This is a genomic window from Brachymonas moutaii (nom. illeg.), assembly GCF_049977365.1.
In the GTDB taxonomy this organism is placed as follows: domain Bacteria; phylum Pseudomonadota; class Gammaproteobacteria; order Burkholderiales; family Burkholderiaceae_C; genus Brachymonas.
Genome location: NZ_JBNGEN010000004.1, coordinates 71,604 through 95,295, shown reverse-complemented (window position 1 = coordinate 95,295; position 23,692 = coordinate 71,604). Strand labels below are relative to the sequence as shown.

General features: G+C 67.5%; 20 protein-coding genes. 11 read left to right on the top strand and 9 right to left on the bottom strand.

The genetic code is table 11. The annotated features are described in order from the left end of the window. Positions 1-59: 59 nt before the first annotated feature. The gene (locus tag ACP2WS_RS06520; RefSeq protein WP_426460053.1) at positions 60-797 is read right to left on the bottom strand and encodes an SIMPL domain-containing protein; all 738 of its coding nucleotides are present in this window, start codon (positions 795-797) and stop codon (positions 60-62) included. Positions 798-871: 74 nt separating this feature from the next. Continuing rightward, the gene (locus tag ACP2WS_RS06515) at positions 872-1,234 is read right to left on the bottom strand and encodes a hypothetical protein (protein WP_374493568.1); all 363 of its coding nucleotides are present in this window, start codon (positions 1,232-1,234) and stop codon (positions 872-874) included. A gap of 282 nt (positions 1,235-1,516) precedes the next feature. Here ACP2WS_RS06515 and ompR point away from each other — a divergent pair, with 282 nt between their 5' ends. Then, positions 1,517-2,257: an osmolarity response regulator transcription factor OmpR gene (gene ompR / locus ACP2WS_RS06510; RefSeq protein ID WP_374493566.1), complete on the top strand. Its 741-nt coding sequence runs from the start codon at positions 1,517-1,519 to the stop codon at positions 2,255-2,257. Between the two features lie 175 nt (positions 2,258-2,432). Further along, positions 2,433-4,079, top strand: a complete 1,647-nt coding sequence (locus ACP2WS_RS06505; protein ID WP_426460050.1) for a sensor histidine kinase — start codon at positions 2,433-2,435, stop codon at positions 4,077-4,079. A gap of 106 nt (positions 4,080-4,185) precedes the next feature. Here the strand turns inward: ACP2WS_RS06505 and ispF are convergent, their stop codons facing one another. Then, positions 4,186-4,698, bottom strand: a complete 513-nt coding sequence (ispF, locus tag ACP2WS_RS06500; RefSeq protein WP_426460048.1) for a 2-C-methyl-D-erythritol 2,4-cyclodiphosphate synthase — start codon at positions 4,696-4,698, stop codon at positions 4,186-4,188. Positions 4,699-4,758: 60 nt separating this feature from the next. Continuing rightward, positions 4,759-5,514 (bottom strand): 2-C-methyl-D-erythritol 4-phosphate cytidylyltransferase, encoded by a 756-nt coding sequence (gene ispD, locus ACP2WS_RS06495; protein WP_426460046.1) that lies wholly within the window; start codon positions 5,512-5,514, stop codon positions 4,759-4,761. A gap of 302 nt (positions 5,515-5,816) precedes the next feature. Here ispD and mfd point away from each other — a divergent pair, with 302 nt between their 5' ends. Continuing rightward, positions 5,817-9,338 (top strand): transcription-repair coupling factor, encoded by a 3,522-nt coding sequence (mfd, locus tag ACP2WS_RS06490; RefSeq protein ID WP_426460045.1) that lies wholly within the window; start codon positions 5,817-5,819, stop codon positions 9,336-9,338. Positions 9,339-9,567: 229 nt separating this feature from the next. Continuing rightward, complete coding sequence (locus ACP2WS_RS06485; protein WP_374493556.1) at positions 9,568-10,734, top strand: NAD(P)/FAD-dependent oxidoreductase; 1,167 nt, start codon at positions 9,568-9,570, stop codon at positions 10,732-10,734. A 422-nt stretch (positions 10,735-11,156) separates the two neighbouring features. Here the strand turns inward: ACP2WS_RS06485 and ACP2WS_RS06480 are convergent, their stop codons facing one another. Together ACP2WS_RS06480 and purN are read right to left on the bottom strand one after the other, a co-directional pair. Continuing rightward, entirely contained in the window at positions 11,157-11,951 is a 795-nt protein-coding gene (locus ACP2WS_RS06480) for an alpha/beta hydrolase family protein (RefSeq protein ID WP_426460042.1), read from the bottom strand. Beyond that, positions 11,948-12,562, bottom strand: a complete 615-nt coding sequence (gene purN, locus ACP2WS_RS06475; protein WP_426460168.1) for a phosphoribosylglycinamide formyltransferase — start codon at positions 12,560-12,562, stop codon at positions 11,948-11,950. The genes ACP2WS_RS06480 and purN overlap by 4 nt, the downstream gene beginning before the upstream one ends. Before the next feature lie 220 nt (positions 12,563-12,782). On the opposite strand from purN, the gene ACP2WS_RS06470 reads away from it, so the two are divergent. From ACP2WS_RS06470 to ACP2WS_RS06440, 7 genes are all read left to right on the top strand, one after another. Next, entirely contained in the window at positions 12,783-14,054 is a 1,272-nt protein-coding gene (locus tag ACP2WS_RS06470) for an NRAMP family divalent metal transporter (RefSeq protein ID WP_426460040.1), read from the top strand. 83 nt (positions 14,055-14,137) lie between these two features. Beyond that, a complete protein-coding gene (locus ACP2WS_RS06465) occupies positions 14,138-15,004 on the top strand; it encodes a hypothetical protein (protein ID WP_426460038.1) in 867 nt (288 codons plus the stop codon). Positions 15,005-15,090: 86 nt separating this feature from the next. Then, positions 15,091-16,146, top strand: coding sequence for a bifunctional riboflavin kinase/FAD synthetase (locus ACP2WS_RS06460; RefSeq protein WP_426460036.1), 1,056 nt, complete (start codon positions 15,091-15,093; stop codon positions 16,144-16,146). A gap of 136 nt (positions 16,147-16,282) precedes the next feature. Beyond that, positions 16,283-19,114, top strand: coding sequence for an isoleucine--tRNA ligase (gene ileS / locus ACP2WS_RS06455; RefSeq protein ID WP_426460034.1), 2,832 nt, complete (start codon positions 16,283-16,285; stop codon positions 19,112-19,114). Beyond that, positions 19,115-19,690 (top strand): signal peptidase II, encoded by a 576-nt coding sequence (gene lspA / locus ACP2WS_RS06450; protein ID WP_426460032.1) that lies wholly within the window; start codon positions 19,115-19,117, stop codon positions 19,688-19,690. Between the two features lie 43 nt (positions 19,691-19,733). Further along, a complete protein-coding gene (glmU, locus tag ACP2WS_RS06445) occupies positions 19,734-21,137 on the top strand; it encodes a bifunctional UDP-N-acetylglucosamine diphosphorylase/glucosamine-1-phosphate N-acetyltransferase GlmU (protein ID WP_426460030.1) in 1,404 nt (467 codons plus the stop codon). Between the two features lie 86 nt (positions 21,138-21,223). Then, positions 21,224-21,535: a hypothetical protein gene (locus ACP2WS_RS06440; RefSeq protein WP_426460028.1), complete on the top strand. Its 312-nt coding sequence runs from the start codon at positions 21,224-21,226 to the stop codon at positions 21,533-21,535. Positions 21,536-21,580: 45 nt separating this feature from the next. Here the strand turns inward: ACP2WS_RS06440 and ACP2WS_RS06435 are convergent, their stop codons facing one another. From ACP2WS_RS06435 to ACP2WS_RS06425, 3 genes are read right to left on the bottom strand one after another with little or no spacing between them, the layout of a single operon-like run. Then, complete coding sequence (locus tag ACP2WS_RS06435) at positions 21,581-22,252, bottom strand: glutathione S-transferase family protein (protein WP_374493599.1); 672 nt, start codon at positions 22,250-22,252, stop codon at positions 21,581-21,583. Between the two features lie 55 nt (positions 22,253-22,307). Continuing rightward, positions 22,308-22,664, bottom strand: coding sequence for a chaperone modulator CbpM (locus ACP2WS_RS06430; protein WP_374493539.1), 357 nt, complete (start codon positions 22,662-22,664; stop codon positions 22,308-22,310). Positions 22,665-22,693: 29 nt separating this feature from the next. Beyond that, positions 22,694-23,689 carry a DnaJ C-terminal domain-containing protein gene (locus ACP2WS_RS06425; RefSeq protein WP_426460026.1) on the bottom strand — a complete coding sequence of 332 codons (996 nt, stop codon included), beginning with the start codon at positions 23,687-23,689 and terminating at the stop codon, positions 22,694-22,696. Positions 23,690-23,692: the final 3 nt, after the last annotated feature.

The following is a 23,692-nucleotide window of genomic DNA, read 5'->3' as shown; positions in this document are numbered from 1 at the left end:
TGTGATGGAGGCTGCTCGCCTGTGGCAAGGGCGCTGCGCCGGGCTGGCAAGGCTCCTGCTCAGTGCATCCGCACGGCGCCGCTCGCCGTCACCTGCACCGTGGTGGCTCCGGGCTCGACTGGCATGGGCGTTGCGTCATCCACCGCCCGGGTCGATGCCACGGCCATGCGGGCCATGTAGGGACGCGGCAGGCCGCCATTGTCGGCACGGACGGCCACTTCGCGCACGGTGTACGCCTGGAAACCGAAACTGTGCGCGATTGTGGAGGCACGCGCCCTGAAATCGGCAATCGCTTCCTCCTGCGCCTGCGACTCGGCCTTGCGGCGTGCTGCGGGGCTCAGGTCGAATCCGATGTCGCTCACCGTCATGCTGTGAATGCGTCCCGACAGACTGCTGATGCGGGCAATGTCGGTTCCCTCCAGAATCAGCTGCGCCCGGCCCTGCCAGCCCGTGATGCGCCCCTTGGCATCCCGCAGCGGATACAGGGTGAAGGCCCCCGTGCGCACATCCAGACGCCCGGGCGCCGCCTGGGGCCGTGCCACCTGCAGCGCCTGATCCAGGGCCTGCTTGAGGGTGGACTGTACGGCTGCGGCATCGCTGCCATCCCTGGTGGTTTCGAGCACCATGCGCAGCATGTCCTGCTGCACCTGCACCGCCCCCTTGCCGCTGAGCTCCACCACATTCATCATCGGAGAGGAATCTTCCGCGGCCCTGGCAGGCAGCGTGGCCGTGGCGGCAGCTGCACAGACAGCCACGCACAGCATGGGGCGGAAAACAGAAAGGGTTCGTGTCGTCATGGGAATCCCAGCAATCGAAGAAATGGGAAACGGGAATGGCAGGCAAGCCGGCTTGCCCTGCCTTGCCACCGCCGTCAGCGGGAATGGGATGCGGCCTGTCGGCGCGAGTACATCATCTGGGTTCTCACGGCCTTGCGCAGCTCGCGCAGCTCCTGCTTGGAGAGCCGCCGCGGATGCACGCCCTGCATGCACTCCTTGTCGCGCTGGGCGCTGACGCTCTCCCGCAGGTCATAGCGGGCGGGTGGGCCGGGGAACTGCACATCCTGGCGCGGTACGGAAATGGGGCACTGCGCGTGCGCGGCACTGGCCATGCACAGGCCAAGCAGCCCTGCCAGGGCGGCCAGCATGCGGGTGTGCACGCCGCTGGGGACGGCGGCAGGGATCGGAACATGCCGTGCTCCTGCAAGAACGGCACGCAATGAAAAGGTACTGCTCATGATGATGTCCGTGGATCTCTTTCTCGGCTCGCCAGCACGCCTGCTGCGAACCGCACTGCGAAAGAGCGTCCCCGTGTGGAGGGTTCGCTTTCTCCTGATGACTGGTCAGGCGTGGTTGAGTCCAAGGATACCCCGTAGGCCCCGCGAATCCAGACCACGCACTGTCACAACATGCCCTGCGCCGAAAGATGTGTAACAGTGTGAAAAGCCGACTAAAAACACTGGATTTTGCCCTTTTGGCGCCTAATATCTTCTCGTGTTACAAATTGACGGAGGAGCTCCATGAACCAGGCAAACCCTGCGCGGCCGGACAAAATCGTAGTCGTCGACGACGATGCACGCATTCGCGACCTGCTGCGCCGCTACCTGAGTCAGGAAGGTTTCGAGGTGATGGTCGCGGAAGACGGCAAGACCCTCAATCGCATCATGCTGCGCGAAACCGTGGACCTGATCGTGCTGGATCTGATGCTGCCCGGCGAGGACGGTCTGTCGATCTGCCGCCGGTTGCGTGCAGCCAATGACCGCACCCCCATCATCATGCTCACGGCCAAGGGCGAGGATGTGGACCGCATCGTCGGGCTCGAGATCGGTGCCGACGACTATCTGGGCAAACCCTTCAACCCCCGCGAGCTGCTCGCCCGCGTACATGCCGTGCTGCGCCGTCGCCCGACCGTGGAAGCACCCGGTGCCCCCTCGACCGAATCGGAAAGCGTGAGCTTCGGCAACTTCGTGTTCGACCTCAGCGCCCGCACCCTCAAGAAGGACGGCGAGGACCTGCCGCTGACCACGGGTGAGTTTGCCATGCTCAAGGCGCTGGTACGGCACCCGCGCCAGCCGCTGTCGCGCGAGAAACTGGCCCAGCTGGCGCGTGGACGGGAGTTCGAGCCCTTCGACCGCAGCCTCGATGTGCAGGTCTCGCGACTGCGCAAGCTCATCGAGACCGACCCGGCATCGCCCCGCTATATCCAGACGGTATGGGGCGTGGGGTATGTCTTCGTGCCGGATGGCGGCAACAGCAATTGATCGCCTGACGCCGGAAATTTCCACGCCTCGCCGTTTCCCATGCTCTCGACCTCTCGCCGTGCTGTGCTCTGCTGGCATGGCGAGGTCTCTGCCAGAATCGAACGGCAAAGTTCCACTCACGGCGTGAGTGTGTGACGTTTTCATGCCCTGATGATTCGTTCCGGGCCCCATCGACGTGAAACTGCCCCCTACCCTCTCTCTCCCAGCCCCGCCGCCCGAGGATGGCGAGGAGTCTGCACGCGCTGCGGCGCCGGAAGGAGCAGAACCCGACAATGCCCCTGTCTCTGCATCGTCTGCCGCAAATGCGGCGGATGGCAGCACCGCCACTGGTGCGGACGACGGCATGGCGCCCTCCTCGCTGACACCCGGAAATACTGACAGCGACACCCCGGACGCATCCTCTCCCCGCCCGCGCTCGGGCACGATGGGACAGCTGCCTGCAGGCACCACACGCCAGCCGGTGGACGCCAGCCGCAGCACGGCCGCGCCGCACTGGCAGCTCACGCTGTTCTGGCGCTCGTTCTTCATGATTGGTCTGATGCTGACGGTGAGCACCACGGGCTGGCTGATGACCATTCGATGGCTGGACTTCGGACCGCGTGCCACCCAGACGGCCCAGCAGATTGCGTCGCTGGTCAACCTGAGTCGCGCCGCGCTGATCTATTCGGATTCCATCACGCGCTATGCGCTCATGAAAACGCTGGCCGAAGAGGAAGGCGTGCGCATCCTGCCGCGCGAGCCCGACGACAAGATCGAGCGCATCTCGCAGGATCAGCTCAACGAACGGGTGATTCAGCAGCTGCGCGCGCGGCTGGGGCCGGAGACCATCGTGGCGGATTCGGTCAACGGCGAGGAAGGGCTGTGGATCGGCTTCACGATCGACACCGACGCCTACTGGCTGCTGACCGATGCCTCCCGCGTGAATCCCGTCGGCGGGGCTACCTGGCTGATCTGGATGGCGATGGCAGGGGTGCTTTCTCTGCTCGGAGCTGCGGTAATTGCCGGTCTGGTGAACCGGCCGCTCAAGCAGCTCAGCATGGCCATGGGAAAGATCAAGCGCGGGGATTTCAACGCCGGACATCTGGACGAGACCGTCTCGGTCAAGGAGCTGCGCGAGGTGAACGTGGGCTTCAACCGCATGGCCGAACAGATGGCCAAGGTCGAGCAGGAGCGCGCCGTGATGCTCGCCGGCATCTCGCACGATCTGCGCACGCCGCTGGCGCGCCTGCGGCTCGAGGCCGAGATGAGCGTGACCGATCAGGAAGCGCGCGACTACATGGTGGCCGACATCGAACAGCTCGACGCCGTGATCAACAAGTTCATGGACTATGCGCGCCCGGACTCCATGAAGATGTCGGTGATTGCGCTCTCGGATGTGGTGGTGGCGAGCGCCTATCCGTACCGCAACTCGGAAGACATCCACATCCATGTCGATGTGCCGGAATCGCTCCAGGTCTATGCCGACGAGGTGGAACTGGCACGTGTGGTGTCCAACCTCATGGAAAATGCGCGCCGCTATGGCAAGACGCCCGGCACCGAGGTGACCGAGCTGGAAGTGCATGCCCGCATGGAAGGCTCGCTGGTGCACCTCCAGGTGTTTGACCACGGCGCCGGGGTGCCCGAGGACATCCTGCACCGCCTCACCCAGCCTTTCTATCGGGCGGATGAGGCACGTACCTCGGCCGTGGGCAGTGGGCTCGGACTGGCCATCGTGCAGAAAGTGGTGGAGCACATGGGGGGCACCTTTGTGCTCAGCAACCGGCCCCAGGGGGGCCTGCAGGCCGATGTGCTGCTGCACAAGACAGCTCCCCTGCGCCCCTGACATTTTGAGGGGCGTGCATCTCAGGGAGTGAGATCGGGAGCGGCTCTGCCGGAAGCCCCGAGCCTGCCGGATGTCCTGACGGCACCGGCGCCGGGCTGATTCCCGGTCAGTCGGGCTGGCGCACGAGCAGCGCCACGGCGCGCGCCTCGATGCTGCGCTCCTCGCCCACCGGGCCGAGCTTCTCGGCCGTCTTGGCCTTGACGTTGACTTGAGCGGGCGCAATGCCCAGACAGGTGGCGATCTGCGCGGCCATGTCCTGCTTGTAGGGCGCAAGCCGCGGCTTCTGGGCCACGACCGTGCAGTCCACATTGCCCACCACCCAGCCGGACGCCGCCACGCGGCGCATGGCCTCGGTCAGCAGGACACGGGAATCTGCCCCCTTGAAGGCGGCATCGGTATCGGGAAACAGGGTGCCGATGTCGGCCATGCCGGCCGCACCGAGCACAGCGTCTGTCACGGCATGCAGCAGGGCATCGGCGTCGGAATGGCCGAGCAGCCCCTTGGCGTGGGGAATCAGGACGCCCCCCAGCCAGAGAGCGCGGCCTTCGACGAGCTGATGGGTGTCCCAGCCCTCGCCAATGCGAAAGGGAACCGGATGGGAATGGGCGGTATGCGTCATGGGATGCATTGTCGCATCGCCGGCCGGAGCGCCTGCGCTGCCTCTGAGCGCCGAAAGCCGTCAGATGGCGAGGGATGGATGGGCGCGGGCCTGCAGCACGGCTTCGGCCAGGGCAAAGTCCTCGGGATAGGTGACCTTGAAGTTCTGGGCGCTTCCGCGCACAAGCAACGGGGCATGTCCCAGGCGCTCGATGGCGCTGGATTCGTCGGTGATGGCTTCGGGCGCTTCGGACAGGCCGGCATCGAGGGCAGCCAGCAGCAGCCCCAGACGGAACATCTGGGGCGTCTGGGCCAGCCATTTGTCGGCGCGGGAGACTGTGCCGTGCACGCGCGGTGCCGCTGCATCCACCACAGCCGATTTGAGCGTGTCCGGCAGCGGCAGGGCCAGCAGCCCCCCTACGGGATCGCTGCGGCAGGCTGTTACCAGGGTCTCGATCTGTTCGGGCGTGATCAGGCAGCGCGCGGCGTCGTGCACCAGCACCCAGTCCTGCTCCCCATACCCGGCCGTGCGCAGATGCAGGAGCCCATTGCGCACCGATTCGGCACGGCTGCTGCCGCCGCAGCGGGCAACCTGCAGGCGCGCAGGATCCAGCTCTGCAGGCCAGGGCTGGGCTGCAAAGCCCGCATCGTCCGGCGCCAGTACCAGCAGGCTGGCGTCGACCGAGGGGGCCTGCGCGAATGCCACGAGGGCGTGCCACAGCATGGCGCGGCCTGCCACGGGCTGGTACTGCTTGGGCATGGCGGTGCCCGCGCGGCTGCCGCTGCCGGCACACGGCACAAGCGCCAGGATGCGGGGAGTATCTGAAGGGTTCGACATGACAGACTGAAGAACAAAAGGAATGCGCAGCAGCCATGCTGCAGACGCTGAGGTGGGCGTATTGTGGCGCAACCCTGCCGCCCCAGGGGGCGGGCACCCTTGCGAGGGCAGCCCCGCATCCCCATCTCTACAATGGTTGCCAGCGGTCTGGGCTGCCATGCGGCACGGCTCTCCCTGCCCTGGCCGGCATCTCCATGTCGGGCAGTGGTGGGGTGGAGTTGCTGTTGCACGGCTGTGCGGTGGCGCCCCATCCGTTCTGTCCGCTGTCGTTCGCATCGCCTGTCGTTCTGTCTGTCTGCCCCATGGATCTCCCCAAGCTCACTCCCGGTCATCGCTACACCCTCCCGCGTCCGCCCGCATCGGCCGATGCGGCCCTGCTGGCCCAGATGGCCGCGCGCGACAAGGCAGAGGGCCGGTGCACGGCCATCGTGACGGCCGATGCGGCCGATGCCCGACGCCTGCAGGAGGAGCTGCCCTTTTTCGATCCCGCCCTGCGGTGCGTGATGTTCCCGGACTGGGAGACCCTGCCCTACGACAGCTTTTCGCCCCACCAGGACCTGATCAGCGAACGGCTCGCCACGCTGTGGCGCATCAGCCAGCATCACCGCGAGGATGGGGCGGACGTGGTGCTGATCCCGGCCACAACAGCGCTTTACCGGCTGGGGCCGCCCTCGTTTCTGGCTGGCTATACCTTTCACTTCAAGACCGGCCAGAAGCTCGACGAAGCCGCACTGCGACGCCAGCTCACGCTGGCCGGCTATGCCCATGTCAGCCAGGTGGTGAGCCCCGGCGAATATGCGGTGCGGGGCAGCCTGATCGACCTGTTCCCCATGGGCTCGACCCAGCCCTACCGGGTGGACCTGTTCGACGACGAGATCGACAGCATCCGCACCTTCGACCCCGACAGCCAGCGCAGCCTCTACCCGGTGCCCGAAGTGCGGCTGCTGCCGGGACGCGAGTTCCCGATGGACGAGGATGCGCGCCAGCGCTTCCGCCACCGCTGGCGCGAGTGCATCGAGGGTGACCCCACGCGCAGCCGCATCTACAAGGACATGGGCGACGGTCTGGCCGGCGCAGGCATCGAGTATTACCTGCCCCTGTTCTTCGAGCAGACCGCCACGGTGTTCGACTACCTGCCCGAAGGCAGCACCGTGGTGCTGCACGACGATCTGGAAACGCCCTTCCAGCGCTTCTGGCAGGACACGCGCGAGCGCTATCGTCTGTTTTCGGGAGACCCCGACCGCCCGGCCCTGCCGCCCGAGACCCTGTTCCTGAGCGCCGACCAGTTCTACCTGCATGCCAAGCCCTTCCCCCAGCTCTCGCTGCGGCGCCAGGCACTGGCCAATGGGGGCGAGCCCCAGCCTTCCGCCTACCCCGAATTCGACCGCCTGCCCGATGTGGCGGCCCGCCGCGGCACCGAGGATCCGCTCGTGCGCCTGCAGGCACACATCCGCGCCACCCCGCACCGGGTGCTGCTGCTGGCAGAAAGCGCCGGCCGCCGCGAGAGCCTGCTCGACTTTCTGCGGGCCAGCGGAGTCCAGCCCGTGGTGATGGACACGCTGGCCGAGTTCGAGGCCAGCCCCGAAAAAGTGGCGCTGGCCACCTCGCTGCTGGCCGAAGGCTTCGCGTGGAACGAACGGGGCATCGACCTCGTCACCGAAACCGAGCTGTTTGCCGGCAACGGCAGCGCCCAGCACCGGCGGCACCGCCGGCAGGAACATGCCAGCGATGTCGACTCACTCATCAAGGATCTCAGCGAACTCAAGGTGGGCGATCCCGTGGTGCACAGCGCCCATGGCATCGGGCGCTACCAGGGCCTCGTCAACATGGACATGGGACAGAAGAACGCCCAGGGCGAGCCCGAGCTGCAGGAATTCCTGCACCTCGAATACGCCGGCGACGCCACTCTCTATGTACCGGTGAGCCAGCTCCACCTCATCAGCCGCTACACCGGCGTGAGCCCGGACGAAGCGCCCCTGCACAAGCTCGGCGGCAGCCAGTGGGAAAAGGCCAAGCGCAAGGCGGCCGAACAGGTGCGCGACAGCGCGGCCGAACTGCTCAACATCTATGCCCGCCGCGCCGCCCGCGAAGGCCACGCCTTCCGCTTCTCGGCAGCCGACTACGAGGTCTTTGCCAACGACTTCGGTTTCGAGGAAACCGCCGATCAGAAAGCGGCCATCCACGCCGTGATCCAGGACATGGTCTCGCCCCGCCCCATGGACCGTCTGGTCTGCGGAGACGTGGGCTTCGGCAAGACCGAGGTGGCCCTGCGTGCGGCCTTCGTGGCTGTCACCGGCGGGCGGCAGGTGGCCTTTCTGGCTCCGACCACGCTGCTGGCCGAGCAGCACTATCAGACCCTCAAGGACCGCTTTGCCAAGTGGCCGATCAAGGTGGCCGAAATCTCCCGCTTCCGCAACTCCAGGGAAGTCCAGGCCGCACTCGCCGGTGTGGCCGACGGCACCGTGGACATCGTGGTGGGCACGCACAAGCTGCTGTCGAGCGACGTGCACTTCAAGGACCTGGGGCTGCTCATCATCGACGAGGAACACCGCTTCGGCGTGCGCCACAAGGAGCAGATGAAGAAGATGCGCGCCGAAGTCGACGTGCTCACCCTCACTGCCACCCCCATTCCCCGCACCATGGGCATGGCGCTCGAAGGACTGCGCGACCTGTCGGTCATCGCCACCGCGCCGCAGCGCCGCCTGGCCATCAAGACCTTCGTGCGCAGCGAGAGCAGCGGCGTCATCCGCGAGGCCGTGCTGCGCGAGCTCAAGCGCGGCGGCCAGGTCTACTTTCTGCACAACGAGGTCGAAACCATCGAGAACCGGCGCCAGAAGCTGCAGGAAATCCTGCCCGAAGCCCGCATCGCCGTGGCCCACGGCCAGATGCCCGAGCGCGAGCTCGAACGGGTGATGCGCGACTTTGTGGCCCAGCGCTTCAACATTCTGCTGTGCTCGACCATCATCGAAACCGGCATCGACGTGCCCAGCGCCAACACCATTCTCATCAGCCGCGCCGACAAGTTCGGCCTCGCCCAGCTCCACCAGCTGCGCGGGCGGGTGGGCCGCAGCCACCACCAGGCCTATGCCTACCTCATGGTGCCCGACCTGGAAAGCCTCACCAAGCAGGCGGCCCAGCGCCTCGAAGCCATCCAGCAGATGGAAGAGCTCGGCAGCGGCTTCTACCTGGCCATGCACGACCTCGAAATCCGGGGCGCCGGCGAAGTACTGGGCGAGAACCAGAGCGGCAACATGATGGAAATCGGCTTCCAGCTCTACAACGAGATGCTGGCCGAGGCCGTCAAGGCCCTCAAGGCCGGTCGGGAGCCGGATCTGCTCAGCCCCCTGCATGCCGTCACCGAAATCAACCTGCACGCCCCTGCCCTGCTGCCGGACGACTACTGCGGCGACGTGCACCTGCGCCTGTCCTTCTACAAGAAACTCGCCACCGCCCAGACTTCAGGGCAGATCGACCGTCTGGTCGAGGAGCTGGTCGACCGCTTCGGCAAGCTCCCCCCGCAGGCCGAAACGCTCATCCAGGTCCATCGCCTGCGCGTGCTCAGCCAGCCCTATGGCGTGGCCAAGGTGGAAGCCGCTCCCAGCGTCATCACCATCACCTTCAAGCCCCAGCCCCCGGTCGATCCGTTCGCCATCATCCGGCTCATCCAGGGCAACAGGGCCGTCAAGCTCGCAGGCAACGAGAAGCTGCGCATCGAGCGCGCACTCGAAAAGCCCGTGGACCGCGCCATGCTGGTGCGTGACATCCTCAAGAGCCTCGGCCAACCCACCCGCACCGCGGACGCCTCCTGTGCCGAAACGGCCTGAACGCCACTTCCCGGTGCGCCATCCTGGAGCAGAAGACGCGGTTGCCCCCCGGGATGGGGCACTGTGCCTCCGCCCCTGGGTGCACCAGCATGGAGCAGACCAAAAGAGCGCCAAACTGGCGCGAATATTGCATGAAGCTGACAACCGGACACCCACTCACAAAGCTGGTGCAACCCGGTTGCGCTGACACCGGCGCTTTTCCTGACCCTCAGGCCTCCCCTCACGCATCATGACCTCCACCACTCCGACCCATGCTGACTATCTGATCATCGGCGCAGGCATTGCCGGCGCATCCACCGCCTACTGGCTTGCCCCCCACGCGAGCATCATCCTGCTCGAACGCGAGTCCCAGCCCGGCTACCACTCCACCGGACGATCGGCCGCCCACTTCATGGAAGGCTACGGCCCGCTGCAGGTCCGCCGCCTGTCGGTCGCCAGCCAGGAATTCTTCCTGCACCCACCCGAAGGGTTCAGCGAACACGAGCTCGTCATCCCGCGGGCAGCCCTGACGGTGGCCTCGCCCCAGCAGGCCGAAATGCTCGAACTCGAATGGGAAGTGTTCCGCAACCTCAACCCCCGCACCCGCAAGCTGACCGCCGACGAAGCCTGTGCGCTGGTCCCGGTGCTGCGGCGCGACAAAGTGCTCGGCGGCATCATCGACCCCGAGGCTGCCGACATGGACGTGCACGCCATCCACGGCGGCTATCTGCACGGCGCACGCCAGCAGGGTGCCCACCTCGTGTGCAACGCGGGCGTCGAAGCCATCGCCCGGGGCGACGATGGCCTGTGGCAGGTCACGGCCGGCGGCACCACCTACACCGCCAAGGTGCTCATCAATGCGGCAGGCGCCTGGGCCGACACCATCGCCACCATGGCTGGCGTCCAGCCCCTGGGGCTCGAACCCCGCCGCCGCTCGGCCTTCACCTTCCCTGCCCCTGAAGGCGTCGACGTGCATGCCTGGCCCATGGTCATGGGCATCGGCGAAGACTGGTACTTCAAGCCCGATGCCGGCCAGCTGCTCGGCTCTCCCGCCAACGCCGACCCCACCACGCCGCATGACGTGCAACCTGAAGAACTCGACGTCGCCACCGGCATCTACCACATCGAGGAAATGACCACCCTGCAGATCCGCCGCCCCAGCCACACCTGGGCCGGCCTGCGCACCTTCTCATCCGACGGCGCCATGGTCAACGGCTACGACGATGCCATCAGCGACTTCTTCTGGGTCGCCGGACAGGGAGGCTACGGCATCCAGTCCAGCCCCGCCATGGGCATGGCCGCCGCCGCGCTGGCCCTGCGCCAGCCGCTGCCGGAGCTGCTGCAGCGGCACGGCCTGACCGAGGAAGCCCTCGGCGCCGCCCGCCTGCGCACCCCGGCCCAGACCGACGCAGCCTGACTTCCGCGCCCGGCCAGCAGGCCGAGTGCCCTGGACTGCCCACAGGCCCCTTCAGCCCCTGAAGGGGCCTGTGTCTTTTGGAATGGGGCATAGAAACAGACTGACTCCGGGCTCCATGGCTCACGCCTTACTGGTTGCCGAAACTCCGCAACTGACGCGAAGCCAACTTCAGCTTGCAAATGCCTGTATCTCGATTCCATATGCGGACATTGCCCGGTTGAGCAGTGTGGCACTTCGGATTGGAGACCCGCCCAGGGGAAACATTCGGCCAGCGGTTTCCTGCCTCGGGTGATCCGGGGAATCGGACGTCTGGCTGCATGACTGGATGTGCGTGGAAACGAGGCAGGGCCAGAGGGTCTACGAACTCACTGCTCGGGACAGGCAAGCGCAGTCCCTCTGCGCTCCCATGGGCGCGCAGGCATTCAGTGCAGTGTGGGGCCGGGTGCGGGCGGATGGCTGGAAGAGGCTTCGCCGTCTTCGTCTGTAGCGCCGGCGCTGGCCATGGCTTCGCGCCACATGCGCTGGGGCACGTGGTTCTGCAGGAGGTGCACGATGCGGTCGCCCATTTCGTCGGTGAGGCCCGCGGCGGTGTCTGCGAACACGTCGACGGAGAAGTCGGCATCGAGTGCCTTGAGGTGTGCAGCGGCCTCGATGGCGGCCTGGTAGGGCACTGTGGCGTCGAGCCGGCCGTGCAGCCAGTGCAGGGAGGTCTGGTCGTGCAGGTGCGCAGGCAGGGTCACGAAATGCCCACCTATGGCAAACAGCCGTGCACAGAAAGGCGGCAGCTGGGCCAGTGCCTCAAGCCCCAGAATGGCCGATTGCCCATGGGCCACAATGGCCGTGCGTTCGGGGCCCAGCCCGCACTGCCGCTGCCAGGCGCGGACGGTGGAGGCGAATTCGGCCAGCGCTGGCTGGGTACGTTCGCGCAGATTGCCGGCCGTGAGTCCGCGCAGGGAATACCACTGGAAGCCTGCCCCTTCGTCCCACGCATGGGGCGCTGCCACGCAGGCCACCACGCCCTGCGGAAACTGGGCGGCCAGCCGCTGGGCCAGCGGCAGCAGGGAGGCAGGCTGTTCGCCCGCCGCGTGGAAGAGCAGAAACAGCAGCTGCGGCGCTTCGGGCCATGCCACCACGATGTCGGAGGGTGCGGGCACGGTCACCAGCACGTCCGGGACGTCCGGCGTATCCGGCCGGTCGGACTGATGGGGCGCGCTCATGCCAGCTCCCGTGCGGCGCGTGCCGTCTGCTGCTCCAGCCAGGAGGTTACGGCGGCCGGATAGATCAGATGTTCCTGGGTGAGGACCCGGGCGGCCAGCGTGTCGGCTGTATCGTCCGGCAGCACAGGCACGACGGCCTGGGCCAGAATGGGCCCGTGGTCGAGCTCGGCCGTGACCTGGTGCACCGTGGCACCGGCAAAGCGGCACCCGGACTCGATGGCGCGCTGGTGCGTGTGCAGACCGGGGAAGGCCGGCAGCAGGGAGGGATGGATGTTGAGGAGGCGCCCCTCGTAGCGGGCGACGAATTCCGGCGTGAGGATGCGCATGAACCCGGCAAGCACGACCAGTGCCGGCTCGTGGCGGTCGATGCATGCCGCGAGGGCGGCATCAAAGGCCTGCCGGTCGGGAAAGGCCTTGTGATCCACCACCTCGGCGGCGATGCCATGTTCGCGGGCAAATGCCAGTCCGCCCGCCTCTGCCTTGTTGCTGATGACGGCAGCCACCCGTGCGCCGAAGCGCTGTGCCCAATGTGCGCGCAGCGATGCCTGCACGATCGCGGCCATGTTGCTGCCGCCGCCGGAAATGAGTATGACGATATTGCGCTGAACCATCCTGCCATTATCCGGCATGCGTCCGGCCCGCGCTTCCGGCGCCATGGGAACGCCGACCATGCCAGAGGCCACCACCGACTCCGCCAGGCCACCTGCAGCATGCAGCAGACAGATGGACACACATCCGTCACATACTCGTGGATAATCCCGCCCAGCCTCAGCACCCTGCCCCCAGGGTGCGCCGCGCCCCGTTGTCTCTTTCTTTTTCCCAGGGGATTGCATGCAGTATTTCCGCCACGCCAAGAAACTCACCAACCAGCTCGGCAACGGGCTGATCACCGGTGCGGCGGACGACGACCCCAGCGGCATCGCCACCTACTCGCAGGCCGGTGCCCAGTTCGGCGGCGGGCTGCTGTGGACGCTGATCTTCACGGCGCCGCTGATGATCGGCATCCAGATGGTGAGCGCACGCATCGGCTGGATGACCGGCAAGGGCCTGGCCAGCAGCATGTGCCGCGTCATGCCGCGCTGGCTGGCGCTGGCCATGGTGCTGCTGCTCGTTCTGGCCAACACCCTCAACATCGCCGCAGACATCGCTGCCATGGGCGAGGCCCTGCAGCTCGTGGTGGGCGGTCCGCAGCATGGACATGCCCTCATCTTCGGGCTGCTGTGTGCCGTCATTCCGGTCTGGCTCAACTACGAGTCCATGGTGCGCGTGCTCAAGTGGTTCACGCTGGCCCTGCTCTCGTATGTGGCGGTGCTGCTCATGCTCCAGGTGGACTGGCGCATCATGGTGCACACAGCCCTGCTGCCGAAGATGCAGAAGAGCTCGGAGTACTGGATGATGGTGGTGGCGGTGCTGGGCACCACCATCAGCCCCTATCTGTTCTTCTGGCAGGCGTCGCAGGAAGCCGAGCTGCGCCAGCAGCTCAATGCCCAGCCCGTGGCACAGGACCAGCTCTTCATGCGCGAACACCTCTCGCGCATCCAGCTCGACACCAACGTCGGCATGCTGTTCTCCAACGTAATCGCCTTCTGCATCATGCTGGCCACGGCCGTCACCCTGCACCAGCACGGCGTCACCGACATCCAGAGCAGCAAGCAGGCCGCCGAGGCGCTGCGCCCGATTGCCGGCGACTTCACCTTCCTGCTGTTCTCGCTGGGCGTGATCGGCACAGGCATGCTCGCCGTGCCCGTGCTGGCCGGATCGGCCGCCTACGCGGTGGCGGACGTGTTCCAGTGGCGCTCGGGCCTCAACCACCGCATGACCGAAGCCAAGGGCTTCTACACCGTGCTGGTGCTCGCCACCATCGGCGGGCTGCTGCTCGACTTCACCCCGCTCGACCCCATCAAGGCCCTGGTATGGAGCGCCATCGTCAACGGCGTCGCGGCCGTGCCCATCATGGCCATGATGATGTGGCTGGGCCGCCGGCAGGACATCCTGGGCGAGTTCACGCTCTCGATCCGACTGGAAGTGCTGGGCTGGGTGGCCACTGCGGTCATGCTGTTCGCCGTCGTGGCCATGCTCTGGAGCGTCGTCGGAGCAGCCTGACCAGACGGCTTTTCCACTGCCAGCCACACTCCACTCTCCCCGTGAGGGGACCGCCCCGGAGAGTTCGGGGATAATCGTCCGCCATGAAAGCCAGAACCGTCGCCGCCACGGCCGCCGCCCTCGTAGCGCTGGCCGTGGGCAGCATCTACAGCTCCCGCGCCCTGGTGCGCGCCATGGACGACCAGCAGGAAGCCAGCGGACTGGTGGCCAATCTGGCCTACTGGGCCACAGTGGTGCCCGGACTCGTGTCCGCCGAAGATGCGGCCCGCACCCGACTGGCCGTGGCCCACTACCGCCAGCGCGAAGAATCCGAAATGGCCGACCTGCCCGAGCTGCAGCAGCGGGCCGAGCGCTTCCAGCAGCGCGTCGCCCCCTGGCTCGCGCAGCCCCCCGTGCAGGCCGATGGACGCCTGTCCGCCGTGGCGCTGCAGGCCCAGACGCAGATGCTGGCCGATCTGGTGCGCCTGCCGGCCGAGGCCTCGCGGACCGCACTCGCGGACCGGCTCGCCGCCTGGCTGGCCCAGGTGCTCGACGCCTCGGCTTCCCGCTCCTCCCTTCCCGCGCTGCAGCAGCTGCGCACGGCCGAGGCCCTCGCCATGCATGCCGCACGCAGCGGCCATGCCGATGCCGCGCAGCACTGGCTGGAAGTGGCACGCACCGCCGTGCCTCGCCCGGCCGACATCAAGGCCCACACGGTCGAAAACACCGCCCGCGACCTGCTGCCCCTGCACGTGATGCTGGCCAGCTGCCTGCCGGGCCAGACGCCTCTCCTTGCCCCGGAAGCCCAGCATGCCCTGGCCCATGGGTACGACATCCGGCAGCTGCGCCAGCAGTACACCGCCAGCTGGGACCGCCCCCTGCTGCAGCTGGCTGCCCAGCCCGGCACCGCTCCGATCTGCAGCCAGACGGCCGCCCGGTACAAGGCCCTGCTCGTGGCCGATCAGCCATGATGGCCCGGCCCGATGCGCAACGGGTTGCGGGGTTGGATGCTGCCGGCCATGATGGACGGCGGGCGGTCGGTGGATAATAGCCCGTCATGAAAATCTTCCGCGGCTTCCGACACCCCGACCTGGCGCCTGCCTGCGCACTCACTATCGGCAATTTCGACGGTGTGCACCGCGGCCACCAGGCCATGCTGGCCCTGCTGCGCAACGAGGCCCGCAACCGGGGTCTTCCCGCCTGCGCCCTCACCTTCGAGCCGCATCCGCGCGACTTCTTTGCCGAGAAGTTCTCCAGACCCGAACTGGCCCCGGCCCGCATCGCCACCCTGCGCGACAAGCTCTGCGAGCTGGCGACCGCAGGCATCGACCAGACCGTGATCCTGCCCTTCAACGAGGCTCTGGCCAGCCTGTCGCCCGAAGCGTTCATCCGCCAGGTGCTGGTCGACGGCCTGGGCGCGCAGTACGTGCTCGTGGGGGATGACTTCCGCTTCGGTGCACGGCGCGCCGGCGACTACGCCATGCTCGACGCGGCTGGCCGCACCCTGGGGTTCGAGGTCTCGCGCATGAACAGCTACGAGGTGCCCCGTCCCGCCACGCCGGGACAGGCTCTGCCGGCCGATCCCGGCATCCGCGTGAGCAGCACCGAGGTGCGCGAGGCCCTGGCCCGGGGCGACATGGCCGAAGCCGCGCGCCTGCTCGGCCGCCCCTACACCATCAGCGGACACGTCGTGCACGGCCGCAAGCTCGGCCGCGAACTCGGCATCCGCACCCTCAACCAGCGCTTCGCGCACTGGAAGCCTGCTGCCAGCGGCATCTTCGTGGTGCGGGTGCACGGACTCACCACCGATGGCAGCCCCCTGCCCGGCGTGGCCAACATGGGGGTGCGCCCCTCCCTCGATCCCCACGATGTCAACGGCGGCCGCGTGCTGCTCGAAACCCACTGCCTCGAATGGCCGGCCGCCCTGGGCCCGGAAGGGGCATACGGTAAAATCGTGCGCGTGGAACTGCTGCACAAACTGCACGAAGAGCGCAGATACGACGGTCTGGAAGCCCTGCAACAGGGCATTGCCCAGGATTGCGCCGACGCACGCGACTGGTTTGCCTCGCGCCACAGCGAGACGCGCCGCCAGACCACACGCGACCGAATTTGACGGCGGCCGAGCCCGACGGCGCCACGGCTGCGCCGGCTGCCGCCTGAGCATCCGGCCCGCATCCGTCCGCTCCCTTCCGCCTTCTCCCTCCCCTGCCGCACGCAGCCTGGACACCCCCTTTCATCTCTCCACCATCATGTCCGACCAGAAACACGATTACCGCAAGACCCTCAACCTCCCCGACACCCCCTTCCCCATGCGCGGCGACCTGCCCAAGCGGGAACCGGGCTGGATCAAGGAGTGGGAGGACGAAGGCCTCTACACCCGCCTGCGCGCCGCGCGGCATGGCGCGCCGCTGTTCATCCTGCATGACGGCCCGCCCTACGCCAACGGCCAGCTGCACATGGGCCATGCGGTCAACAAGATCCTCAAGGACATGATCAACAAGGCCCGCCAGCTCGACGGGTTCGATGCCGGCTACGTGCCGGGCTGGGACTGCCACGGCCTGCCCATCGAGAACGCCATCGAGAAGAAATACGGCCGGGGCCTGAGCCGCGACGAGATGCAGGCCAGGAGCCGCGCCTACGCCACCGAACAGATCGCCCAGCAGAAGGCCGACTTCAAGCGGCTGGGCGTGCTCGGCGAATGGGACAACCCCTACCGCACCATGAACTTCGCCAACGAGGCCAACGAGCTGCGCGTGTTCAAGCGCGTGATCGAACGCGGCTTCGTGTACCGTGGACTCAAGCCCGTGTACTGGTGCTTCGACTGCGGATCGTCGCTCGCCGAGTTCGAGATCGAGTACCAGGACAAGAAGAGCCAGACGCTCGACGTGGCTTTCCGCGCGCACGACCCCGCCCGACTGGCGGCCGCCTTCGGCGTGGCCCCGTTCGAGCGCGATGCCTACGTCGTCATCTGGACCACCACGGCCTGGACCATTCCGGCCAACCAGGCCCTCAACATGGGCCCCGAGATCGACTACGCGCTGGTCGACACACCCAAGGGTCTGCTGGTGCTGGCCCGCTCGCTGGTCGAGTCGTGCCTGCAGCGCTATGGCCTCGAAGGCACCGTGCTGGCCACGGTCAAGGGCCAGGCGCTTGACGGGCTGGAGTTCGAGCATCCCCTGTACGACGTGGACCCCGGCTACCGCCGCCTCGCCCCCGTGTATCTGGCCGAGTACGCCACCGACGCCGACGGGACCGGCATCGTGCACTCGGCTCCTGCCTACGGCGTGGACGACTTCAACTCGTGCGTCGCGCACGGCATGACCACCGACCAGATCCTCAACCCCGTGCAGGGCAACGGCCAGTACGCGCCGGACTTTCCGCTGTTCGGCGGCCAGCACATCTGGAAGGCCATCCCCGTCATTCTCGACACCCTGCGCAACGCCGGCCGCCTGCTGGCCACCGAAACCATCACCCACAGCTACCCGCACTGCTGGCGCCACAAGACCCCCGTGATCTACCGCGCCACGGCCCAGTGGTTCATCCGCATGGACGAGGGCGAAGGCGTATTCACCAAAGACAAGGCCCCCTACACCCTGCGCCAGATGGCGCTCGCCGCCATCGACCAGACCAGCTTCTACCCCGAGAACGGCAAGGCCCGCCTGCGCGACATGATCGCCAACCGTCCCGACTGGGTCATCTCGCGGCAGCGCAGCTGGGGCGTGCCCATTCCCTTCTTCATGCACCAGGCCACGGGCGAGCTGCACCCGCGCACCATGGACATCCTCGATCAGGCCGCCCGCATCATCGAACAGGGCGGCATCGAGGCCTGGAGCCGCACGCCCACCGAAGACATCCTCGGCCCCGAGGACGCTCCGCACTACATCCGCAGCACCGACATTCTGGAGGTCTGGTTCGACTCGGGCTCCACCTTCAGCCACGTGCTGCACGGCTCGCACCCCGCCCTGCACCACGACACGGGCCCCGAGGCCGACCTCTACCTCGAAGGCCACGACCAGCACCGTGGCTGGTTCCACAGCTCGCTGCTGCTGTCGTGCGCCCTCAACGGCCGCGCGCCCTACCGCGGCCTGCTCACCCACGGCTTCACCGTGGACAGCCAGGGCCGCAAGATGAGCAAGTCGCTCGGCAACGGCATCGACCTGCAGGACGCCTACAAGAAGTGGGGCGCCGAAATCATCCGCCTGTGGGTCGCCTCCAGCGACTACTCGGGCGACATTGCCGGCGACGACAAGATCATGGCCCGCGTGATCGACGCCTACCGCCGCATCCGCAACACCCTGCGCTTCCTGCTCGCCAACACGAGCGACTTCGATGCGGCCACGCAGACCCTGCCCTTCGACGAGCTGCTCGAAATCGACCGCTGGGCCCTCACCCGCGCCGCCGAGTTCCAGTCCCAGGTGCTGGCCCACTACCAGGTCTACGAATTCCACCCCGTCGTGGCCAAGCTCCAGCTCTTCTGCTCCGAGGATCTGGGGGGCTTCTACCTCGACGTGCTCAAGGACCGCCTCTACACCACGGCCCCCAGCAGCCATGCCCGCCGCAGCGCCCAGACCGCCCTGTGGCACATCACCCAGGCCATGCTGCGCTGGATGGCGCCTTTCCTGAGCTTCACCGCCGAAGAGGCCTGGAAGCTCATCGGCCACAGCCCCTCCATCTTCCTGGAAACCTTCCACGGCCTGCCCTCGGGCGACGATGCCCTGCTTGCCAAGTGGGAGCGCCTGCGCCAGATCCGCGATGTGGCCAACAAGCAGATCGAGGAACTGCGCACCGCCGGCCAGCTCGGCTCCTCGCTGCAGTCCAACCTCGTCATCACCGCCGCGCCCGAGGACCACGCCCTGCTCGCCAGCCTGGGCAGCGACCTCAAGTTCGTGCTCATCACCTCCCAGGTCACCCTGCGCAGCGGCGAGGCCCTGTCGGTGGAAGTGAGTGCGTCGCAGGACGCCAAGTGCGAGCGCTGCTGGCACTACCGCGACGACGTCGGCCACGATGCCGCCCACCCCACCCTCTGCGGCCGGTGCGTGAGCAACCTGTTCGGCAGCGGCGAAACCCGGGAGTTTGCCTGAATGGCCGCCACCCGCTCCCGCTCCAACGGCGTGCGCCGCGTGCACAGTGCTCGCGGCAGCAACAGCCATGGCAGCAGCAATGTCAGCCTGGCGCTGTGGCTGTCGCTCGCGGCGCTCTGGCTCATGCTCGACCAGTTCACCAAGTACCTCATCGTGGCCACCTACGGCCTCGGCGACGGCACCGTGGTGACGGGGTTCTTCAACGTCGTGCGCGTGCACAACTACGGGGCTGCGTTTTCCTTTCTGTCGCACGCGGGCGGCTGGCAGCGCTGGCTGTTCATGGGCATCGGCGTGGGGGCGGCAGCCTTCATCGTCTGGATGCTGCGCACCCACCCGCACCAGAAACTCTTCAGCTTCGCCATGGCGAGCCTGCTCGGTGGCGCCATCGGCAACGTGCTCGACCGCGTGTGGCACGGCTACGTGGTGGACTTTCTCGACTTCCACTGGCGCTGGCTCTCGCCGCTGTTCGTGGGCGGGCACTTCCCGGCCTTCAACGTGGCAGACACGGCCATCACCATCGGGGCCATCTGCCTGATCCTCGACGAGCTTTTCCGCGTGCGCTCCAGCAGCCGCTGAGCTTGGCGCACGGCCCCCTTCTCCCCTGAGAGACCCTCCTCCCATGAACACCCCCCTCGACATCGTCATCATGGCCGCCGGCAAGGGCACGCGCATGAAAAGCGCCATCCCCAAGGTCCTGCAGCAGCTCGCCCACCAGCCGCTGGTGCAGCACGTGCTCGACACGGCCGCGCAGCTGCAGGCCCGCCAGGTGGTGGTGGTCACCGGCCACGGTGCCGAACAGGTCGAGGCAGCCCTGGCCCGCCCCGACGCCACCGGCCCCCGCCGCCTGTTCGTGCGCCAGATGCCGCAGCTCGGCACCGCGCATGCCGTGCAGCAGGCCGTGCCGGTGCTGGGCGATGACGGCATCGTGGTGGTGCTCTCCGGCGATGTGCCCCTGACCGAGGCCGCCACCATCGAAGCGCTGGTGCAGGCCTGCGCGGGTGAGCGGCTCGCGCTGCTCACGCTGCGCATGCAGGACCCCTTTGGCTACGGCCGCATCCTGCGCGATGCCCAGGGCCATGTCACCCGCATCGTCGAGCAGAAGGACGGCACCCCGGAGGAACTCGCCACCCAGGAAATCTACAGCGGCATCATGGCTGCGCCGGCCCGCCTGCTCAAGGACTGGCTTACCCGCATCGACAACCACAATGCCCAGCAGGAGTACTACCTCACCGACGTGGTACGTCTGGCCGTGGCCGACGGCGTGCCGGTGGTCGCCCACCAGATCGACGACGCCGTGCAGGTGGCTGGCGTCAACAGCCCGCAGCAGCTCGCGGCGATCGAACGCGCCTTCCAGCAGCGCACGGCCGACCGCCTCATGCAGGCCGGCGTGCGCCTGCGCGACCCGGCCCGGCTCGACGTGCGCGGCGCGCTCACCTGCGGGCAGGACGTGGAAATCGACATCAACTGCATCTTCGAGGGCACCGTCACGCTGGGCAACCGCGTGCGCATCGGTGCGCACTGCGTGCTGGCCAACTGCACCGTCGCGGACGATGCCGTGATCCATCCCTTCACCCACGTGGACGGCGAAAAGCTCGGCGTGGAAATCGGCGCGGGCGACCTCATCGGCCCCTTTGCCCGCCTGCGTCCCGGTGCCCGGCTGGGCCGCGAGGTGCACATCGGCAACTTCGTCGAGGTGAAGAACTCCACCCTCGCCGATGGCGCCAAGGCCAATCACCTGGCCTACCTGGGCGATGCCACCGTGGGCGAGCGCGTCAACTACGGCGCGGGCAGCATCACGGCCAACTACGACGGCGCCAACAAGCACCGCACGGTCATCGAGCACGACGTGCACATCGGCAGCAACAGCGTGCTGGTGGCTCCGGTGACCATCGGTGCCGGCGGCACCGTGGGCGCCGGCAGCACCGTGGGCCGCGACACCCCGCCGGGCGCACTCACCGTGGTGCGGGGCCCGCTGCACCAGAAAATGGGCTACCAGCGCCCGGCCAAGAAGAAGCCCGCCTGAACGGACGCGCTCCCACGGCGTGGCTCCCTGCCATGTCGCTGGCGTGCCTTTGCCTTTCCGCCCCTTGCCCAGCTCCGTTCCAAGCCATGCCCACTGCTTCCGCACCCTCCCCGGCCTCCACCACCCTGGCGTTTGACCCGCAGCATCTGCATGCCGTGGGGCGCATCGTGGCGGGGGAAGAATGTGGCTGTCACGTCCAGGTGGTCCCGGACGGCGAGCACTACATGGTGTATGTGTCGCGCACGCCGGACATGGCCGATCCCTTCGACGCATGGATGTACGACATGGCAGACATCCAGGCCTATTTCGCCCTCTCGCGCTGGCAGGTGGCCTGGCCCACAGATGCCGCAGGCACAGGCGCTGCACCTGTCACGACGCAGCCTGCTGCGGAGCCCTGACTCCGCCTCCCCGCCAGTGCAGAGCTCACACGGCAGCCGTGCGGCTCACGGCTGGCCGTTGGCGACCCAGTCGGCAAATCCAGGCTGCTGCGCCAGCCGTGCCATGTACTCCTCCACCGCCGGCAGCACAGGCCGGGGCATGGGGGTGGACAGCCAGCGGTGGGTCGACAGGCCCAGCACCACGTCCGCCAGCGTGAAGTGCTCGCCGGCGGCATAGGGGCCGTGGCGACGCAGTCCATCGTCCAGAATGGCCATGAGCCGGTTCCACTGCGCCACGCTCTCCTTGCGGGCCGACGGGCTCGCATGCGCCGGGCTGTGCTTGACCAGCGCCATGAAGGCATAACGCCAAGCCGGAGCCAGCTCGGCGACCTGCCAGTCCATCCACTGCTCCACCCGCGCCCGGGCGGCGGCCTCGGTGGGCAGCAGGTCGGTACGTCCATGGCGGGCGGCCAGATAGCGGCAGATGGTGTTCGACTCCCAGAGCACCAGGTCGCCGTCGCGCAGGGCCGGAATCAGCCCATTGGGATTGATCTGGCGGTACGCCTCCGACTGCAGGCGCAGATCCCCGGTGCCCCACTCCTCCAGTGTGTAGTCACACTCCAGGAGCGCACAGGTCCAGAGCACCTTGCGCACATTGATCGAAGGCCGCCGCCCCATCACCACGAGCGGCGTGGCGGGAGCGCCACCTCCCGCGCCCGAGGTCGCAGAGGGCTCCATGGCTTTCGGAGATGCATCGGAAGAACACATGGGAGGGCTCACACGGTGCTCACTGTCACTGATAGGGCGCCAGCCGGCGCCGCAGGGCGTCCACTTCTTCCATGAGATCCACAGTCAGGGCTGCCAGCTGCGGATCGGCATCGAACATGCGTTCCAGATCGGCAATGCGGCGTGCGCGAACCACGGTAAAGGAGGAAAACCGCCAGCTTCCGCAGTCCTCGGCCGATACGGCGGGGTCGTCTGCCGTCTGGGTGACCGCCAGCACGCCTTCGCGCACATGGGACGACACCCATTCGGGCGCGCGGCGGCAGGCCCGGGCCAGATCCTCCAGGGACAGAGAATGGTCGGAGAGCAGTTCCGTCAGATCGGCCGGCACGCTCACGGGGGGAAGGGTTTGGGAATTTTCAGCCATGTCTGTGCACTTCCTGTTCGTTCAGGCCCTCAGGCCACGCGGGGATCGAAGCCGGGATAGGCCTTGGCCAAGGCCTCCCAAGCTGCGCGCTGCTCGGGCGTGACGGCCCCGGGAATCGCAGGTTCGAGTTCGAGGTACAGATCGCCCGGCTCTTTGGACGGCAGCCCGCGCCCCTTGAGGCGGAGCTTGCGCCCGGCGCCGGAACCCGCAGGCACCGACACCTCGACCGTTGATCCGGCAGGCGTGGTGACCTGCACCGGCCCGCCGATGGCGGCCTCCCAGGGCGCCACGCGCACCCGCTGGTACACGTCGCGTCCCTCGGCACGCCAGCGCGCATCGGGCTTGAAGACCACCTGCAGCAGCAGATCGCCAGCCGCTCCCCCATTGAACCCCGGTCCCCCCTGCCCTGCCAGGCGGATCATCTGCCCTTCACGCACCCCCTTGGGAATCTTGACCTGCAGCGTGCGCTGCTCGGGCACCATGTGCCCCTGCGCATCGGCACGCGCACCCTGCAGGGTGAGGGTACGCTCGGCGCCCTGGTAGGCGTCCTGCAGATCGAGCTCGATCCTGGCGTGCTGGTCCTCGCCGCGCATGCTGGTGGGGTGCGCACCGGCGCTGCCCCGTGCCCCGCCCTGCGCCCCACGCGCACGGGCAGCACGGCCAAAGAGCTGCTCGAAGAAATCGCTGTAGCCCTGCGCATCGCCCCCACCGAAGCCCTCGCCTCCGTGGAAGTCGAATCCGGCGTCCCAGTTGGGCGGCGGCTGGTAGTTGCCGTTGCCCCCTGCGCCGCCTGCCCCCATGCCCTGCGCATAGTCGGCACCCAGCTTGTCGTAGGCGGCCCGTTTTTCGGGGTCGGACAGCACGGTATTGGCCTCGTTGACCTCCGCCATGCGCTGCGCGGCATCGGGCTCCTTGCTCACGTCCGGATGGTATTTGCGGGCCAGCTTGCGGTAGGCCTTCTTGATCTCGTCGGCGGTGGCGCTCTTGTCCACGCCGAGCACTTCGTAGTAGTCCTTGAATTTCATGAG

Excerpts from the sequence above, each read along its gene's own strand:
- ompR (WP_374493566.1), top strand. The coding sequence starts at position 1,517 with ATGAACCAGGCAAACCCTGCGCGGCCGGACAAAATCGTAGTCGTCGAC.
- ACP2WS_RS06465 (WP_426460038.1), top strand. The coding sequence starts at position 14,138 with ATGAAAGCCAGAACCGTCGCCGCCACGGCCGCCGCCCTCGTAGCGCTG.
- ileS (WP_426460034.1), top strand. The coding sequence starts at position 16,283 with ATGTCCGACCAGAAACACGATTACCGCAAGACCCTCAACCTCCCCGAC.
- mfd (WP_426460045.1), top strand. The coding sequence starts at position 5,817 with ATGGATCTCCCCAAGCTCACTCCCGGTCATCGCTACACCCTCCCGCGT.
- ACP2WS_RS06485 (WP_374493556.1), top strand. The coding sequence starts at position 9,568 with ATGACCTCCACCACTCCGACCCATGCTGACTATCTGATCATCGGCGCA.
- ACP2WS_RS06425 (WP_426460026.1), bottom strand. The coding sequence starts at position 23,689 with ATGAAATTCAAGGACTACTACGAAGTGCTCGGCGTGGACAAGAGCGCC.
- lspA (WP_426460032.1), top strand. The coding sequence starts at position 19,115 with ATGGCCGCCACCCGCTCCCGCTCCAACGGCGTGCGCCGCGTGCACAGT.
- ispF (WP_426460048.1), bottom strand. The coding sequence starts at position 4,698 with ATGACGCATACCGCCCATTCCCATCCGGTTCCCTTTCGCATTGGCGAG.
- ispD (WP_426460046.1), bottom strand. The coding sequence starts at position 5,514 with ATGTCGAACCCTTCAGATACTCCCCGCATCCTGGCGCTTGTGCCGTGT.
- ACP2WS_RS06440 (WP_426460028.1), top strand. The coding sequence starts at position 21,224 with ATGCCCACTGCTTCCGCACCCTCCCCGGCCTCCACCACCCTGGCGTTT.
- ACP2WS_RS06435 (WP_374493599.1), bottom strand. The coding sequence starts at position 22,252 with ATGGAGCCCTCTGCGACCTCGGGCGCGGGAGGTGGCGCTCCCGCCACG.
- ACP2WS_RS06515 (WP_374493568.1), bottom strand. The coding sequence starts at position 1,234 with ATGAGCAGTACCTTTTCATTGCGTGCCGTTCTTGCAGGAGCACGGCAT.
- purN (WP_426460168.1), bottom strand. The coding sequence starts at position 12,562 with ATGGTTCAGCGCAATATCGTCATACTCATTTCCGGCGGCGGCAGCAAC.
- ACP2WS_RS06460 (WP_426460036.1), top strand. The coding sequence starts at position 15,091 with ATGAAAATCTTCCGCGGCTTCCGACACCCCGACCTGGCGCCTGCCTGC.
- ACP2WS_RS06520 (WP_426460053.1), bottom strand. The coding sequence starts at position 797 with ATGACGACACGAACCCTTTCTGTTTTCCGCCCCATGCTGTGCGTGGCT.
- glmU (WP_426460030.1), top strand. The coding sequence starts at position 19,734 with ATGAACACCCCCCTCGACATCGTCATCATGGCCGCCGGCAAGGGCACG.
- ACP2WS_RS06470 (WP_426460040.1), top strand. The coding sequence starts at position 12,783 with ATGCAGTATTTCCGCCACGCCAAGAAACTCACCAACCAGCTCGGCAAC.
- ACP2WS_RS06430 (WP_374493539.1), bottom strand. The coding sequence starts at position 22,664 with ATGGCTGAAAATTCCCAAACCCTTCCCCCCGTGAGCGTGCCGGCCGAT.
- ACP2WS_RS06480 (WP_426460042.1), bottom strand. The coding sequence starts at position 11,951 with ATGAGCGCGCCCCATCAGTCCGACCGGCCGGATACGCCGGACGTCCCG.